Annotated in this window: 10 protein-coding genes, 1 tRNA gene and 1 pseudogene; 7 read left to right on the plus strand and 5 right to left on the minus strand. The window is 59.6% G+C overall.

The genetic code is table 11. From position 1 onward, the window contains the following. The first annotated feature begins 17 nt into the window (after positions 1–17). The 4 genes from ACSSVY_RS14085 to ACSSVY_RS14100 all read left to right on the plus strand — a co-directional run bounded on the left by ACSSVY_RS14085 (position 18) and on the right by ACSSVY_RS14100 (position 8,465). Entirely contained in the window at positions 18–1,775 is a 1,758-nt protein-coding gene (locus ACSSVY_RS14085) for a sigma-54-dependent Fis family transcriptional regulator (RefSeq protein WP_454270205.1), read from the plus strand. Between the two features lie 152 nt (positions 1,776–1,927). Next, the gene (locus ACSSVY_RS14090) at positions 1,928–3,727 is read left to right on the plus strand and encodes an NAD(P)-binding domain-containing protein (RefSeq protein WP_454270206.1); all 1,800 of its coding nucleotides are present in this window, start codon (positions 1,928–1,930) and stop codon (positions 3,725–3,727) included. 288 nt (positions 3,728–4,015) lie between these two features. After that, entirely contained in the window at positions 4,016–6,367 is a 2,352-nt protein-coding gene (locus tag ACSSVY_RS14095; RefSeq protein WP_454270207.1) for a mechanosensitive ion channel domain-containing protein, read from the plus strand. A gap of 235 nt (positions 6,368–6,602) precedes the next feature. Further along, entirely contained in the window at positions 6,603–8,465 is a 1,863-nt protein-coding gene (locus ACSSVY_RS14100) for a calcium-binding protein (RefSeq protein ID WP_454270208.1), read from the plus strand. Positions 8,466–9,540: 1,075 nt separating this feature from the next. On the opposite strand, the pseudogene ACSSVY_RS14105 reads toward ACSSVY_RS14100, so the two are convergent. The 3 genes and pseudogenes from ACSSVY_RS14105 to ACSSVY_RS14115 all read right to left on the minus strand — a co-directional run. After that, positions 9,541–9,702: pseudogene (locus tag ACSSVY_RS14105) on the minus strand (DUF6538 domain-containing protein); the annotation flags it as partial. 176 nt (positions 9,703–9,878) lie between these two features. Next, a tRNA-Gln gene (locus ACSSVY_RS14110) sits at positions 9,879–9,953 on the minus strand. Positions 9,954–10,081: 128 nt separating this feature from the next. Further along, the gene (locus ACSSVY_RS14115; protein ID WP_454270209.1) at positions 10,082–10,585 is read right to left on the minus strand and encodes an SH3 domain-containing protein; all 504 of its coding nucleotides are present in this window, start codon (positions 10,583–10,585) and stop codon (positions 10,082–10,084) included. A 103-nt stretch (positions 10,586–10,688) separates the two neighbouring features. On the opposite strand from ACSSVY_RS14115, the gene ACSSVY_RS14120 reads away from it, so the two are divergent. From ACSSVY_RS14120 to ggt, 3 genes are read left to right on the plus strand one after another with little or no spacing between them, the layout of a single operon-like run. Further along, positions 10,689–11,675 carry a 2-hydroxyacid dehydrogenase gene (locus ACSSVY_RS14120; protein WP_040650340.1) on the plus strand — a complete coding sequence of 329 codons (987 nt, stop codon included), beginning with the start codon at positions 10,689–10,691 and terminating at the stop codon, positions 11,673–11,675. A 39-nt stretch (positions 11,676–11,714) separates the two neighbouring features. Next, positions 11,715–12,827 (plus strand): THUMP domain-containing class I SAM-dependent RNA methyltransferase, encoded by a 1,113-nt coding sequence (locus tag ACSSVY_RS14125; RefSeq protein ID WP_454270210.1) that lies wholly within the window; start codon positions 11,715–11,717, stop codon positions 12,825–12,827. Between the two features lie 11 nt (positions 12,828–12,838). Then, the gene (gene ggt, locus ACSSVY_RS14130) at positions 12,839–14,611 is read left to right on the plus strand and encodes a gamma-glutamyltransferase (protein ID WP_454270211.1); all 1,773 of its coding nucleotides are present in this window, start codon (positions 12,839–12,841) and stop codon (positions 14,609–14,611) included. Positions 14,612–14,702: 91 nt separating this feature from the next. Here the strand turns inward: ggt and cueR are convergent, their stop codons facing one another. Further along, complete coding sequence (gene cueR, locus ACSSVY_RS14135) at positions 14,703–15,089, minus strand: Cu(I)-responsive transcriptional regulator (protein WP_454270212.1); 387 nt, start codon at positions 15,087–15,089, stop codon at positions 14,703–14,705. Next, positions 15,086–17,545: a heavy metal translocating P-type ATPase gene (locus tag ACSSVY_RS14140; protein ID WP_454270213.1), complete on the minus strand. Its 2,460-nt coding sequence runs from the start codon at positions 17,543–17,545 to the stop codon at positions 15,086–15,088. The genes cueR and ACSSVY_RS14140 overlap by 4 nt, the downstream gene beginning before the upstream one ends. Positions 17,546–17,775 lie beyond the last annotated feature (230 nt).

Consider the following 17,775-nt stretch of genomic DNA (forward strand, 5'->3'; position numbering starts at 1 on the left):
AGGCCGAGGAGGACGGCATGAGTGATCTGGACCATGTGCGGGAGATTGACCGCGCCTTGCGCGGCACTTCTATGGGGCCGGGCCGCGATGCAATTGTGCTGGACAGTTGGCGGCGCTGTGTCGAGACCTATGGCATGGACCCGGCGCAGGCGGACGCTGCGCATATCGTGACTGATGCCGAATTGCGACGTCACCGCGAGCAATCCGAGCGTCTGATCGCCACGGCGCGGTCCGGGCTGCAATCGCTCTTTCGGCAGGTGGCGGGGCAGAATTATGTGCTGCTCTTGGCCGACTCAGAAGGTATCTGTGTCGATTTTTTTGGTGATCCGAAGTTTGAGGACGAACTGCGTCAGGCGGGGCTATATCTCGGGTCCAATTGGTCCGAGGATCTGGCGGGCACCTGCGGGGTTGGGTCCTGTCTTGTCACCGGTGAGGCTGTGACAATCCACCAGAGTGATCACTTTGGGGTGGCGCATATTCCACTCTCCTGCACCGCAGCGCCAATCTATGACATGCAGGGACAGCTGACGGCGGTGCTCGACATCTCGCTTCTTCGCTCACCGTCGCCAAAATCCAGCCAAAACCTTGCGATCAATCTCGTCAGGGCATCGGCGCGCCGGGTCGAGATGGCCAACCTCATGGCGATGACGCGGCGCGATTGGGTGCTGCGGTTTTCCGCAAGTCCTGAGTTTCTCGAGGTTGATCCCGAGGCAGCAGTGGCACTGGATGGGTCGGGCCGGATCGTCGGCATGACGCATGGTGCGGTCAGTCTGCTGGCTCCGGGGCGGTCCGAGGGGTTGATCGGCAGTTCAATTGAGAACGTTCTGGAAATATCGGTCGATGATCTTCCCGACCTGATGCGTGGCCGTCCAACAGAAGAGCGGGTGGTACGCCTCCAGGATGGACGGGGTCTTTTCGGACATGCGATCGCGCCGCAAGTGGCGCGGGTTGTTCGAGGTCCGGCGTTCGCGCCCTTGCCGGGTGCCTTGTCGAGTTTCGCGGGGGCTGATCCGGTACTTGGCCCTCTGTTGGTGCGCGCGGCGCGGCTGGCTTCGACGCGTGTGCCGCTCTTGATCGAAGGCGAGACCGGCACTGGCAAGGAGCGGCTGGCGCGTGGGATTCATGTTTGCGGACCATCGGGACGTCCGTTTCATGTCTTGATTTGCGCCGCTGCATCTTGCCAAAGCATTGCAGGGTTGGCGGATGTGCCGTGTGGCACGCTTTTCCTCAAAGGGGTTGAGGATCTGGAGGCGCCCGGCCAGGCGGCGTTATTGAGGGTTCTGGAGGCGCGCGATGATCTGCGTCTTATCATCTCTTCTCGCTGCGATCTTGCCCGTGCGACGCAAGAGGGACGGTTTCGATCCGATCTCTTTTTCCGGCTTGCCGGTGATCGATTTCGGCTCCCGCCGCTGCGGATGAGGCATGATCTCGATTGGCTGATTGATCGGCTGATGCGGCGGTTTGCCGATACTGATTTGACCCTATCGCCCTCTGCGCGGGCGGAACTTGGCGCGCGGAATTGGCCGGGCAACATCCGAGAGTTGGAAAGCGTGATCAAGGTTGCCGTGAGCGTCACCGACGGCAAGGTTATTGATCTGCCCGATCTACCTGCGCCCAGTTTTGCTGCAGAACCGGACAATACCCCTGAACAAGATCTTGAGGCGCTTCTTGACGCCTGTGGCTGGAATATGTCCAAGGCCGCCAAGCGGCTTGGCCTCAACCGCTCGACCGTTCTGCGACGTGTGCGTAAAGCGGGGTTGGTGCCACCGCACTAGAGAGGGGACGCAGTGTTGCACGGCGTTGCGCGCGCAACATCAGGGCGGTGCAATCTCGGAATTGAACCTGTGCGGGATTCAAAACCATAGTCAGGGACGGCCTGAGCATGCCAGCCTTCCGTTGCGAAAAGCCACAACCAAGGGAGGATAACATGCTCGATTCGACAGTGGTCGATCAGACACAGGCGTTTCTCGATAAATTCGGCAAGACACTCGAGGTAGGTGACATTGCCGCCGCGCGCGAGATGTTTCAGGACGATTGCTATTGGCGTGATCTGGTTACGTTCACCTGGAACCTCAAGACGGTCGAAGGCAAAGATCAGGTTGAGGACATGCTGCGCCGGCAACTCGCTACAACAAAACCCCGCAACTGGAGAATCGCCACAGGCGAGGTGCCGGACGAAGCCGGGGACGTCACGACGGCGTGGATTGAGTTCGAGACCGAGGTGGCGCGCGGCTATGGTCTGATCCGGCTGAAGAAGGGAAAGATCTGGACGCTGCTCACGACCATGGTCGAGTTGAAGGGCTACGAGGAGCCCAAGGGCTTTGCCCGCCCGCTAGGGGCCAAACACGGCGCGGACAAAGAGCGCACCACATGGAAGGAAGAGCGCGAGAAGGAGGCGCAAACGCTGGGCTACGAGACGCAGCCACATACCGTGATCATTGGCGGTGGGCAGGGAGGCATTGCGCTGGGCGCGCGGTTGCGGCAACTGGGCGTGCCGACGATCATCATTGAGCGGAACGATCGCCCCGGCGACAGTTGGCGCAAGCGGTATAAATCGCTCTGCCTGCATGATCCGGTTTGGTACGATCATCTTCCCTATATCAAGTTTCCGGAAAACTGGCCGGTCTTTGCCCCCAAAGACAAGATTGGTGATTGGCTGGAAATGTACACCAAGGTGATGGAGTTGAATTACTGGACCCGCTCGGAGGCAAAATCCGCCCGTTATGACGACTCAACCGGTGAGTGGGTCGTCGTCGTGGATCGCGACGGTGAGGAGGTCACGCTCCGCCCAAAACAGCTTGTCATGGCAACGGGTATGTCGGGCAAGGCACGCCTGCCGAATTTTCCCGGCATGGACAAGTTCAAGGGCGATCAGCAGCATTCGTCACAGCACCCCGGCCCCGATGCCTATTCGGGCAAGAAATGCGTTGTCATCGGTTCAAACAACTCTGCGCATGACATCTGTGCCGCGCTTTGGGAGCATGACGCTGATGTGACCATGGTGCAGCGGTCGTCCACGCATATCGTGCGCTCTGACACGCTGATGGAGATCGGTCTGGGCGGGCTATATTCGGAACAGGCGGTGCGCGACGGCATGACGACGGAAAAGGCCGATCTCATATTTGCGTCGCTGCCCTACCGGATCATGCATGAATTCCAGATTCCCCTCTATGACAAGATGCGAGAGGTTGATGCCGATTTCTACGCAGGACTTGAGAACGCCGGATTTCAGCTCGACTGGGGCGATGACGGCTCCGGGCTGTTCATGAAATATCTGCGGCGGGGATCGGGCTATTATATCGACGTGGGTGCGAGTCAGTTGATCATCGACGCCAAGGTCAAGCTGACACAGGGGCAGGTTGTCGAAGTGGTGGAAGATGGCGTGATCTTGGATACGGGTGAAAAACTCGAGGCGGATCTGATCGTCTATGCGACAGGCTATAACTCCATGAACGGTTGGGTTGCGGACCTGATGGGGCAGGAGATGGCTGACCGTGTCGGCAAGGTCTGGGGGCTTGGCTCTGACACGACCAAAGACCCCGGTCCATGGGAAGGTGAACAGCGCAACATGTGGAAGCCCACCCAAGTCGAAGCGCTTTGGTTCCATGGTGGTAATCTGCATCAGTCGCGGCACTATTCACAATTCCTCGCCCTGCAACTCAAGGCGCGGATGGAAGGGATCGAAACGCCGGTTTATGGGCGGCAAGACGTCCATCACCTCGGCTGAGAAAGGTCGCGACCCGGCCGGTTGCGACGGGTCGCGATCCGCTGCGCGTAACAGGACGCAGCACTTAAAGCGATTGTGATGTTGCTGGCGTGTTGCCAATGCGGTCCGTGTCGCACAGTCATGGCAAAACTTACTAAATCCCGGCCAATCCTTGACCCCAGAGGATATTCCAATAGGTTATGAGGTCCTGACGCTGATCAGCGCGGCGCGTAGCGAGACTGTTTCCACGCGCTATCACGGGCGCTTCCATGTGCCCAAAAATCAAACGGGACATGGAGACTGTGAGTCATGGCACGATTTTTTGCGAGTTTTCTCGTTGCACTGTTTTTGATGGTTACGGCGGTCGCCGCGCAGGAAACCGCGCCGAGCTCGGAAGGCCTCAGCGCGCCGCGTTCCAGCGTTGATCTGCTTCTTGACGTTATTGAAGACGACACCGCGAGGGCCGATCTGATTGAGCGGCTCCGGGATGTGGGTGTGTCCGAAGCCGCGCCCCTTGGCGATGAGGTGGTGGACACGCTGGCCCAAGGCGAGGCCCGACCTGAGGATTTGTCCTTTGGACGCCGGGTGGCATTGATCACGCAAGCTGCTGCCGAAGATGTCGCAGGATGGGCTGCGAGCCTGTCACAACAGGTCGCGCGTGCGCCCGCTGTGCTTGATGGTTTGAGCGGCGGAGAGGCCGGTATTCTGCTCGAAGCGCTGGCCGAACTGGCGCTGGTGATCGTCGGAACCATCGTTGCGTTTTTTGTGCTGCGGGGACTTGGAAAATCGCTTTACGCCCGGATGAGCGCCTCTGCGCGCGACGGCGGTATGGTGCGGACTGTCATGTTATTCATCATTTCTGCGGTGATTGACGCCTTGATTGTCATTGTCGCTTGGGCCGCAGGATATGCCTTGGCAACCTTGGCGCTGGGCGAGTTTGGGCAAATCGGCATCCGCCAGACACTCTATCTCAACGCGTTCCTTTTGGTAGAAATGGCAAAGGTCGCGGTCAGACTTGTGCTGTCGCCCTCGGCGACATCCCTCAGGCCGCTTCCAATCAGCGACCGGGCCGCAAGCTATCTGTCGTCGCGGATCAACCTCATGGTCGGGGTCGTAGGATATGGTCAATTGCTGGTCGTGCCGATCATCAACAGCAATGTGTCCTTTGCCGCTGGTCGGGCTGTATCCGCGCTCATCGCTTTTGCCGTCCTCACCTTTGCCATCTGGCTGGTACTGCGCAACCGCAAGACAGTGACCGATTGGCTTCTTGGGGAAGGGGACATAGATCTCGCCGGCAAGCGACTTGCAGAAACCCAAACATCCGAGGCGGTCGAAGAAATCGGCGCACCACGTATGGCGACGAGCCTACACGACACGAACGACCTTGGTCTGACTGAAAGTCCGATCACTCCGCGCCGCAGGGGACATGGGGCTCTGTCCTATCTCGCGCGGCACTGGCATTGGCCTGCACTTGGATACCTATTGGCGATGTTCGTGATCGTGCTGCTCAGTCCGGGCAATGCGGTATTCCGGACGTTTCTTGCGTCTGGTCAGGTGCTCGTCGTCGGGCTTCTTGGGTTTTCGGTTGCGGGGTTTCTCAGCCGAGCGATGGTGCGCGGTGTGATGCTTCCGCCGGGGGTGTCGGCGCGCGTGCCGCTTTTGCAAGGGCGGCTCAACGCCTTTGTGCCAAAGGTGCTCTTTGTGCTGCGCGCCATGATCTTTGGTCTGGTCGTGGTGCTTGCGGTGAACGCTATCGGTCTGATCGACTTGCGCGCTTGGATGGTAAGCCAGTTCGGCCTGCGTCTCACGGGTATGATACTGTCGGTGTCGCTGGTGCTGCTTGTGTCATTTGGTCTGTGGCTGGCGCTGACCTCTTGGGTGGATTACCGGCTCAACCCTGAATTCGGCAAGGTGGCCACCGCGCGCGAACAGACGCTGCTTACGCTCTTGCGCAATGCCGCGACGATTGCCCTGGTCGTTGTCACCCTGATGTTCGTGTTGGCCGAAATCGGGCTCGACATCGCGCCGCTTCTGGCCTCGGCCGGGGTGCTGGGCCTCGCCATCGGTTTTGGCGCACAAAAGATGGTGCAGGACATCATCACCGGCATTTTCATCCAGTTCGAGAATGCGATGAACGTGGGCGATGTGGTCACAGTTGGCGGTGTCACCGGCACGGTCGAGCGGCTGACGATCCGCTCGGTCAGCCTGCGCGACGTGCAGGGCGTCTATCACATCATCCCGTTTTCCTCGGTCGACATGGTTTCGAACTATGTGCGCGATTACGGCTATTTCGTCTGTGACATGGGCGTAGCGTACCGCGAGAATGTCGACGAGGTGAAACAGGCGATGCTTGATGCCTTTGCCGAACTCAGGGGTGATCCCGATCAGGCCAACGGTATTCTCGACGATCTGGAATGGTTCGGCGTCAACAGCTTTGGCGACAGCGCCGTGATGCTGCGCGCCCGGATCAAATGCGTGCCGGGTCGGCAATGGGGGATTGGGCGGGCCTATAATGGCGTGCTGAAGAAGGTCTTTGACGCCCGCAACATCGAAATCCCCTTTCCGCATCAGACGATCTATTTCGGCGAAAGCAAGGAGGGCAAAACCCAAAGCGTCAAGCTGGATATGGACCTCAAGTCTGAGGCGGCGCAGCGCGCCTAAATCGGGATGGGAGGCGGATTTTTCTGCCTTCCTCGACCTGTGGGGCACAGCGGCGGTGCCGGGAAATCCCACGCTGCCGCGTAGGGCCGCAGGGCTATAACATGTGTTGCGCGCTCACGTTAAATTGTATTTACATTTGGTCATCCCCGATTTTGGGGCCAGACCCATTATGATCCAAAGGGGCCGCGGACGAAACGCGGCCTCACCAGATTTAGAGACCTTATCGGAGCAGCCCATGAATTCTGAAGAAGTCCTTTTGTTGTCCAATGGTAATTTTATCAGCTTTGACAATTCCAACCAGCTAACGTTTCCCGCAGCCACATTCGAGAACGTGCTCACATATCAGCTTTTAGACGCTGACGGTGTCCGGATCGGCGATCCTGTGCGCCTGCGTGTTGGCGAGGCGCCCGAAGCTGAGGTGGGGACCTATCGCAACAAGCTCGAATTCTCCATTTCCCAGCCTGACGGCAGTGCTGTCCTCTATCTGAATGAGACTACAGACGGGCTGCGCGATTCCAACGGAGCTTTAGTGGTTCAGGATACCTTTACCAACTTTATCGTGACGCTCAACGCGCAGGGCAGCATCGCGAGCATCGTGACCGCGCCCGTTGTTCTGTTCCTTCCAGATCCCGGTTCGGTGATTTCCTTGTCGGACGGCACCGGTCTGGTTGTCCATAATGTCCTTCGCAAGATTTTTCCGGATAGTACGGTGGGCGATGTGATCTTTCAGATCGACCCGGCAGAGATGACCGCTGGCTCGATCTTCAACACCGGTGCTGTGGAATTGCCGGATGGTGGGTTCTTCACCATCGGCTACACCGATCCCGATGCCCGCGCCAGCACTGGCAATTTCCTCTATGGCAGCTTTGTCGATGCGAATCTGGCCGCCGTTGGCGACCCGATCGTTTTGCTGGATGATACCTTCTTCCCCGAGGCAATCTTTGGCGAGTTGGATGATTATGCGATTTTGCGGCTGCCCGACGGGCGGATCGTGATCGCCGTCAACACCTACGACTCCGCCAACGCGCTCAGCCGTGTCAGCGAGATGACGCTGATGATCCTCAATCCCGATGGGACGTTGAACACGCCTGCCTTCAAGGCAAACGCAGGCGGCGAGTTGGCGGCCCGTCAGTTCGAACCAGAGCTGTTCCCCTTGGCGGATGGCGGTTTTGCGCTGGCGTTTCAGGCAGGCAACGAGTTTGTCAGTCAGATAGATCTCCATGTGCGCCGGTTTGATGTGAATGGCGTGCTACAGGATCAGGTTGTCGTGCTGGACGACAGCTTTGCCGGCATTGATCCCGATATTGTCGAGGTTCACGTCACGCCCACTGGCGAAATTCTGTTCTTTGACGTCCCCGGTGATGCCCTGCTGCTCGGGCAGCTTGCGGTGGGCACCACGGTAAATCCGGGGCCGACCGACGTGATCACCGGCACCGATGGCGATGATACGCTCACGGGCACGGATGGTGACGATCAGATCGCCGCAGGTCCGGGCGATGACAGTATTGACGGCGGGGCGGGCAACGATTCGATCTCGTCCTCGGATGGCAACGATCTGGCGATCGGCGGCCCCGGCAACGACAACATCGGCGGAGGCCTAGGGAATGACACCATCGACGGCGGCGATGGGGATGACATCATCGGCGGCGGTTTTGGCGCCGATAGCATCTCGGGCGGCGCGGGCGCTGACGTGGTTGCGGGCGGGGCCGACAATGACACGCTCTCGGGCGGCGACGGCAATGACAGCATGTCCGGCAGCTTTGGCAACGACAGCATCGACGGTGGCGACGGCGCGGATGACATCGGCGGCGGCACCGGGCGCGACACGATTGATGCGGGCGCAGGTGATGACCGCGTGGGCGGCGGAGAAGGCGACGATGACATCTCGGGCGGCGACGGCAACGATTTCCTCGCAGGCGGTGGCCGTGACGATGTGATCGACGGTGGCGCGGGCAATGACACGATCAACGGCGGGGCTGGCAACGATCAGATGACGGGGGGCACCGGCGCCGATCAATTCGTGTTCTCGGCGCGCGGGCTGTTCTCAGCGCAAAAGTGCCCCGATTTGTGCCCCCGCTGGCGGGTGGCTCGGGTGTGAACGGGACCGTGTTTCCTTCGTTGGCGGCGAATTGGATGATACTGACGATGGTCGTCAGATGCCGCGCGATCGTCGGGGGCGACAGGCCCACTGCAATATCCGTTCTGTTCTGAACGCTCTCCGCCAATTCCTTGAATGTCCGGTTTTTCTGTGCATCCGATTTCCAATAGTGCGTTGGCAGTTGCTTTTCGAGACCATGGCTGAACATTTCGAGATGGTGCTGGCGGATGTCTGTTACCATCTGCACACCGGTCAGATAGATGAACAGGCTCACGGATTTCAGTTTTTGCAGGCAGGTGTCTTCCTGTGACTTCGATTTCCGGATCATCCGAACAGCGGTGCCAAACAAGTCCGCGCCCCAGATCCGATCAACCACGACATTTTCTGAGATGCCGTCAAATGTCGGCTCCTCGGGCTGGCGCATGGCCTGATCGCGCTGATGGTGGATTGTCTGTGCGGTGAAGCGACCCCTGATCAGTTCTACGCCGTCGGTAAGGCATTGCTGCGGGGCGGGGGCCGTGGTCCCCACTTCGGGCAGACTTGGGGGCGGTAGCGGGATGTCCGGTGCGGAGGCTGCTTGATGCCCTGTGAGAAGATCCAGAGCCGCCGCCCGCGCCTGATCCGATGCGTGGATGGGAACTGTCTCCAAGGCGGTATAGGCGGCCATGCGCGCCTCAATGGCGGCCTTGCGCAGGAACAGTTTGTCATATTCCGTAAAGGTCGAGCGATCCAAAAGGTCGGCGGCACGCAGTTGGATGCCCTCGTTGAAGCTGTCTGACATGCACTCCGCATAGGCCTTACGGTGCAATTGTGCGGCTTCATCTCGCAGGACCGGACTTATTGCCGCCAGTCGCGCTTGAGGCATTTCTTTGCGGAGGCCATCTTCGGCCATGCCGGACAGAATAATGGCGTTGAGATGATTCTGACGCGCCTTGCCGGTTGTCATGGACCCATCGACATGTTCGATCGTGCGCTCGATCCTGAGATCACGCATGACACGGCGCAGCTCGGCCTTGAAAAAGGCAGTCACCTCCGCTTCTGGCAGTGTCATATGAAGATCGTCGTCGAGCATCCGGTCCATCTGTGCAGTGAGCTTTGCACAGCATTTAAGGGCCAGTTTACGATCTGTCGTCCCTAAGGAGAGCATCACAGGGCGGTATTCTGTGGACAACCCTGGGACGCGACGGCGGAAAAACCAAGTTTCACATCGTCTGGTAAGGTAAAAAGTTCGATCCATGGTGACCTCGATTTCGGTCACTGTTCAGGCAAGAAAAATCACTCGAAACCGGACTTTCGGGGCGCTCTGTGTAAACACTTGTGTAAACGTCTGTGTAAACGCTTGTGTCGTAACGCCTCAGACCATCCCAGCCAATATGGCAGGTTGGTTGATTTGAAACGATAATTTCAGAAAGTTGGCTGGGGTGGTAGGATTCGAACCTACGGTACACGGTACCAAAAACCGATGCCTTACCACTTGGCTACACCCCAACGTGCCGCGCTAATTACTCTGGACCTTGGCGCGGTTCAAGGGTGCTTGGTAAAAAAAACACCTGCTCGTGTGTTTCGGTCATTATGTTTCTGAAATTACTTTGGAATCCTTCGCATGATTAACTGCGTCACTCAAAGGTTTCGCTGGCTTTGACACCCCAGAGTGCAGTTTTCGGGGCCCATCCGTCGTATCCCGCAGCCGAGATCGCGCACCAGTCTGGCTTGCATTCCTCGACTCGGGCGATGACGCCTTGCTCCAATCGCGCCACAACCATTGTATCCGGCTCAGGCTTGACCAGAAGATCCAGCATCTCGACTTCGACACTTGCTGTGCGTACGCCTGACAAGAGCGTGTAATGCACCCAACCGCCTGCGCCGTCGCGGTCACGCACCCGCCGCCAATGGCCATGCTCTGCCGTGATCTCGAGCGGCATATCGCGGCGTTTAAAGATCCAGTCAATCCGATGCGTCAGGCTGGGCCCCCGGCGCACATTTCCCTCGGCGGCCTTCATCGATACAAACCGCGGTAGAGGTAGGTTTGTGACCGGCCCACGGTCTTCGGCGGTTGCGGCCAGCGGACCGACAAATATCAACGTAAAAACGGCCGCAAGACCTGATTTCATCACCGTCATTCGATTTCTGCCCGACAAATTGCAAGGGGGTTCTTGTGCCCCGCTCTTTCCTGCGCCACTCTGGCAGCAACGCGCCTGAAAGGAAAGTTTTAAGGAGGGCTTCATGCCATCTGCACGCCTGAGTGTTGTTGTTACGCGACGCCTGCCTGAACCGGTGGAGACGCGGATGCGTGAACTATTTGACGTCCGATTGCGCGAGACAGATGCGCCAATGACCCGCGAGGAACTGGCCCGTGCCGTGAGGGACGTCGATGTGCTGGTCCCAACGCTGTCGGACCGGATTGACGCCAGCCTGATCGCGCAGGCCGGGGACCGTCTGAAACTCATCGCCAACTACGGGGCAGGGGTTGATCACATTGACGTAGGCACCGCGCGCCAACATGGAATTCTCGTATCAAACACACCGGGAGTGTCCGCTGATGATACTGCGGATATGACCATGGCCCTGCTCCTTAGCGTAACGCGGCGCTTGCCCGAGGGCTTGGCGGTGATGCAGTCTGGTGACTGGCAGGGTTGGTCGCCGACAGCTTTGCTGGGTGGCCGGGTTGCTGGGCGGCGTCTGGGTATTCTTGGCATGGGGCGGATCGGACAGGCAGTGGCGCGGCGCGCCGCCGCCTTTGGCATGCAGATCCATTACCACAATCGCCGCCGGTTGCGTCCTGAAACCGAAGAGGCCTTGCAGGCTACCTATTGGGAGAGCCTCGATCAAATGGTGGCGCGGATGGATGTGCTCAGCATCAACTGCCCGCATACGCCTTCCACCTTTCACCTGATGAACGCGCGGCGGCTCAAGTTGATGAAGCCCGATGCGGTGATCGTCAACACGTCACGCGGCGAGGTCATCGACGAGAATGCCCTGACGCGCATGCTGCGGGCAGGTGAAATCGCGGGTGCCGGGCTTGATGTCTACGAGCACGGTGCGGACATCAATCCCCGACTGCGAGAGCTCAAGAATGTCGTTCTCTTGCCGCATATGGGATCGGCCACTCTCGAAGGTCGGATCGAGATGGGCGAAAAGGTCATCATCAACATCAAGACCTTTGACGATGGGCATCGCCCGCCTGATCAGGTTGTGCCCTCAATGCTCTGAGCGCTCGCCTTTGGCTGCAATTCCTCTTATGACGGCGCAATGAGCCTATCAGAGCCTTTTGAGATATTTCTCGCCGCACCACCGGGGCATGAAAACGCCCTTGCCGAAGAGGCTATTGAGCACGGGTTCGGTCCGGTCACAATCCTGCCTGGAGGGGTCAGTTTTTTGGGGCTCTGGCCGGATGTATGGCGGGCAAATCTGGAATTGCGCGGTGCGGGTCGGGTGCTGGCGCGGATTGGCTCGTTCCGCGCCTTTCATCTGGCGCAACTTGACAAACGTGCGCGCAAGTTCGGGTGGGCCGTGCATTTGCGCGCCGATGTCCCGCTGCGCGTCGAAGTCACGTGTCGAAAGTCGAAGATCTATCACGCAGGAGCCGCCGAAGAGAGGATCGTCAAGGCGATCACCGAGACGCTTGGCGCGCCGGTGCATGATGAGGCTGCGCTGCGCCTCATGGCCCGGATCGAGGATGATCTGGTGACCTTCAGCCTTGATACCTCGGGCGAGCCGTTGCACCGGCGTGGCTACAAAGAGGCGGTTGGCAAGGCCCCAATGCGCGAGACCCTCGCGGCGCTCTTTCTGCGGCAATGCGGCTATGACGGGCGCGAGCCGGTTCTCGATCCGATGTGCGGCTCGGGTACTTTTCCTATTGAGGCGGCAGAGATCGCGACGGGGCGTCACCCCGGGCGGGCGCGCCGCTTTGCGTTCGAAGATATGGCCGCGTTTGAGTCTGGCGCTTGGGCGGCGATGTCGCATCCCGCAGGCGCGCGTGAGACACCTTTGAGATTTTTCGGCTTTGATCGCGACGCAGGCGCCGTTCGTATGGCGTCCCAGAATGCGGAGCGCGCAGGGGTGGATGGGATCACGCAGTTTACCTGCCAGCCGCTATCGGCGTTGACCCGACCGGACGGGTCACCGGGATTGGTGATGGTCAACCCGCCCTATGGCGCGCGCATTGGCAACCGCAAATTGCTTTTCGGTCTCTATGCCAGCTTGGGCGAGGTTCTAAAGCGAGAAATGAAGGGTTGGCGCGTGGGGCTCGTCACGAGCGACGCAGGCCTTGCGAAGACGACCGGTCTGCCCTTCTTGCCACCGGGACCGCCGGTGGCGCATGGTGGGCTCAAGGTCACGCTCTGGCGGACAGATCCACTCTAGGGAGAACGACGATGCGCGCGCTTGTTCTGGCTGTTGGGGTACTCTTTTGCGGTCCGGGTCTGGCGCAACAGGCCGCTGACACGGTCGCGCCGGAGGGCGCCGGGGCAGGGGCATTGCAAGTGCCTCCGATGTTGGAGGCGGCACAGGCCGCCAAGGACGCAGGTCGTCCGGTCGAAGCGCAGACTTGGATGATTGCTGCCGCGCATCCCCTTGCGGTTGACGCCGGCGCTCGCGTGTTGGCGGCGGGCGGAACTGCTGCGGACGCCATGGTGTCCGTCCAAGCCGTGCTTGGTCTGGTTGAGCCGCAAAGTTCTGGTTTGGGTGGTGGGGCCTTCCTTGTTTGGCATGATGGCCAGAGCGGTGAAATCACCACATTGGACGGGCGAGAAACTGCGCCACTGGCCGTTACACCGACACTCTTTCAGGATGAGACCGGGGAGCCGTTGCAATTCTTTGATGCTGTGGTGGGCGGACGATCCGTCGGCACACCCGGCACGCCCGCGCTCATGGCCGACGCACATGCCCGGTGGGGGCGTGCCGATTGGGCAGGGCTTTTCACGGATGCGATACGGCTGGCTGAGGATGGATTCCGGGTTAGCCCGCGTCTGGCTGGTTTGATTGCCGCGGATGCAGACCGATTGAAGGTCTTTGCGGAAACCCGTGATTATTTCTTGCCGAATGGCGCACCGCTCACGGCCGGGCAAATCCTGCGCAATCCGGACTATGCCAGTACGCTGGAGCGTCTTGCACATGAGGGTGTCAAGGCGTTCTACACCGGCGAACTGGCGCTCGACATCGCTGAACGGGTGCAGCGCTCGGGTCGAAATCCGGGGGTTCTCAGTCCGCTCGATCTGGCGATCTACCGGGTCAAGGAACGACCTGCTGTATGCACGCCTTATCGCGGTTTTGAGGTTTGCGGCATGGGGCCACCCTCGTCGGGGGCGATCACTCTAGGGCAAATTCTTGGGCTATTGGAGCCGTTTGATCTGGCAACCCTTGGCTCGAATAGCGCTGAGGCATGGCGTCTGATCGGTGATGCCAGCCGCTTGGCCTATGCGGACCGGGGCCGCTATCTTGCGGATAGCGATTTCTTGCCTGTTCCGCTCAAAGGTTTGCTCTCACCTGACTACCTGAAATCCCGTTCTGATCTCTTGAGGGGTGACGATGCCCTGCCAGAGGTCTCGCCCGGCACCCCCGAATTCGACCATGCTCTAAACTGGGCCGATGATCAGTCACTGGAACTGCCCTCAACGTCGCATATTTCGATTGTCGATAGCCATGGCAATGCGCTCTCGATGACCTCGACCATCGAGAATGGCTTTGGTTCCCGCCTTTTGGTGCGGGGTTTCCTACTCAACAACGAGTTGACCGATTTCTCATTTGCCACCCATGAGGACGGTGTGCCCATTGCCAATGCGGTGGCTCCGGGCAAGCGACCACGGTCTTCTATGACCCCGACCATCCTGCGCCGTGATGGGCGGCCTGTGCTCATTCTCGGCAGTCCGGGCGGTAGCCAGATTATTGGCTATGTGGTCAAGACAATCATCGCTTGGGTGGATTGGGGTATGGATGTGCAAGAGGCGGTCAGCCTGCCGCATCTGGTCAATCGTTTTGGTCCCTATGACATCGAACCTGAGGCAAGCGCGCTCGCGGAGCCACTGACTGCCATGGGCTTTGAGATCCGGGAGACCTCCCTCACATCTGGGTTGCATGTGATTGAACAGGGCGTGCGTTTGTTTGGCGGTGCCGATCCTCGCCGTGAAGGGCTCGCTTACGGCCAGTGAGGGTTTGGGGGCTCGACCAGAGACGAAACGCAAAGTCGCAATCATCTGGCCCAAAATACCTCGGGGGTTCGGAGGCAGAGCCCCGTCCTGGTTAGCCTTCGGCGAGATCCCGAAGGATCGGACAATCTGGGCGCGCGTCACCGGCGCACGCCCGGACCAGATGGCGCAAGGTAGCCTGCATGGATTGCAACTGAGCGATTTTGTCCTCAATCTGCGCCAAATGCTCTTCAGCCAAATGTTTGACATCACCGCTCGCGCGGTCCTGATCCTCGTAGAGCGCCAAGAGCTTGCGACAATCCTCGATCGAGAAGCCCAAGGCGCGGGCCCGGCCCAAAAATGCCAGCTTGTGGATGTCGCTCTTGCGAAAGGCCCGGTAACCGTTGCTTTCACGCAGAGGACGGATGAGTCCGATGTCTTCATAGTAGCGAATGGTCTTGGCAGGCAGGCCGGTTTCTTGCGCCGCTTCTGAAATGTTCATGCTACGCCCTCCATAACCGGTTGCAGACGCTTGAGGCGCAGCGCGTTGGACAGAACAAAGACAGACGACAGGGCCATCGCGCCCGCCGCGAGCATGGGCGAGAGCATCATGCCCGTGGCCGGATAGAGCACACCCGCCGCCACCGGGATCAAGGCCGCGTTATAGGCAAAGGCCCAAAAAAGGTTCTGCCGAATATTGCGCAGAGTGCGATCTGACAGATCGAGTGCGTTCACCACCCCGATCAGGTCACCCGACATCAGGACCACATCGGCCGCCTCGATCGCAACATCGGTGCCGGTGCCCACGGCAATGCCTACATCGGCTTGTGCCAACGCAGGTGCGTCATTGATGCCGTCTCCCACAAAGGCCAGCACGCCAAAGCGCTCTTGCAGCGCTCGCACCGCCGCCACCTTGCCATCGGGCAGAACCTCTGCTTCGACATGGTCAATCCCCAACTGTTGGGCTATGGATTGAGCAGTTGCCGTGCTGTCACCGGTGATCATGGCTGTCTTGATGCCCTTGGCGTGCAAGGTCTCGATCACCGCGCGACTTGTCGACTTGACGGCATCCGCCACGCCAAGCACTGCGGCGAGTTTCCCGTCTATCGCAATATAGATGGCCGTCTGTCCCGCCGCGGCCAGGCTTTGCGCGGCGTCGGTCAATGCGCCTGTTTCAATTGCCTCACGGCTCATCAGGCGTGCGGAACCTATTACCAATGCGTGATCTTCTACCTCTGCGATTATGCCATGTCCGGCAATTGCCCGAAACGTCTTGGCCTGCGGAATGTCCACCCCCTGGCTGGCCGCTGCATCTTCGATAGCGCGCGCAATCGGATGCTCGGACTTGGATTGCGCGGCTGAGGCCAGTCGCAAGATGTCGCCCTCAGTCTGGTCCACGGCCAGAGAGATGTGCGTTACTTCGGGCTTGCCGCGCGTCAGGGTGCCGGTTTTGTCAAAGGCCACGATCTGCGCCTCGTCCAGCCGCTGCAAGGCCTCGCCCTTGCGAAAAAGGACGCCGAGCTCTGCCGCACGCCCGGTGCCCACCATGATAGAGGTGGGCGTCGCCAAACCCATGGCACAGGGGCAGGCGATGATCAGAACCGAAATCCCAGCCACAAGCGCATGGGTCAGAACCGGTTGAGGCCCGAGGATCAACCAAACCGCAACCGTCAGAAGCGCAATCGCAAGCACCACCGGTACAAAGATCCGAACGACCCTGTCCGCCAGCAATTGTACCGGCAGCTTGGCCCCTTGTGCCTCTTCGATCATCGACACTATCCGCGCCAGCACCGTATCGTGTCCCACAGCGGTCGCACGGAAACTCAGAGCACCGGCACCATTCACGGTGCCGCCTACGACAGCATCGCTTGGCCCTTTGGCCACCGGTGCCGGTTCACCTGTGATCATCGACTCGTCAATATAAGAGGCGCCTTCGAGCACTTCTCCGTCAATTGCCACCTTTTCCCCGGGCCTCAAGTGAATGATGTCACCAACCGCGACCTCTTCTATTGGCAGGTCGGTGATGTTGCCTTTGCGTTCGACACGGGCGGTTCTTGGCTGAAGCCCAATCAGGCGCTGAATAGCTGCCCCGGTGCGGCCCTTGGCACGAGCCTCAAGCCAGCGGCCGGTCAGAATCAACGTGACGATCACCGCCGCGGCCTCAAAATAGACAGCGCTACTGCCCTGAGGGAGTAATGCAGGCAGAAAGAGTGCCACGGTCGAATAGGCCCAAGCCGCAGATGCGCCCAGTGCTACGAGGCTGTTCATGTCCGGCGCGGCCTTAAGCAGTGCAGGGACACCGAGCCGATAAAACTGCCGCCCGGGCCAGATCAGGACCAACGTGGTGAGCACGAACTGTACCAGCCATGAGGTGGTCATGCCAATCGTGTCCATAATCAGAGCGTGCATGCCCGGGATCACATGACTGCCCATTTCCAACACAAAGACTGGTAGGGTCAGCAATCCGGCATTCCAGACCTGCCGCCGCGCCTTGTCGACCTCCGCCCTGCGCCGCGCGGCCTGATCTTCTCCGTGGTCATCTTTCATACGGGAGGGATAGCCCGCTTCGGTCAAGGCGCGAATCAGAACGCCAGGATCAGTGCTGCCTGGAAGATATCGGACGTAGGCGGTTCCATTCGCCAGGTTGACCCGTGCCTCAAGCACAGCGGGCAGGGCGTTCAGCGCCGCCTCGGCCCGGGCCACACACGATGCACAGCTGAGCCCAGAGACGGTGAGAGAGATGGCGTCTTCGCGAGCCGGATAGTTTGCCGCGCGCAGGGCCGCAGTGATGTCGGTGGAACGGGTGTCATGCAGTACCATATGCGCTTGCCCATTGGCAAAATTGACGGAGATGTCACTCAGCCCTGTCACGCCGCCAAGCGCGCGCTCAGCCCGGCCGGCACATCCCGCACAGCTTAGCCCCTGCACTTCGATTCTCAGTCCTGCACCACCAGACATGACGATTCCTTTCTATTCTGGTCAAGAGATAGGGATTCCAGTCACTGTAAGGTCAAGGGCTCATACCTGAAACGTTGAAAAACAGGGCCATTTGAAGAAAAAACAGGCGCCCCGAAGAAAATTTCATTTTTCTGTAAAAAAGGGGTTGCGACTCTTCTGGGGTAACCGTAAATACCCCTTCACCGGCGCTGCTGAGGCGGTTGTTGGGACGCGGGACGGACTTGGGGCGG

It is taken from the genome of Roseovarius sp. MBR-51 (assembly GCF_053628575.1).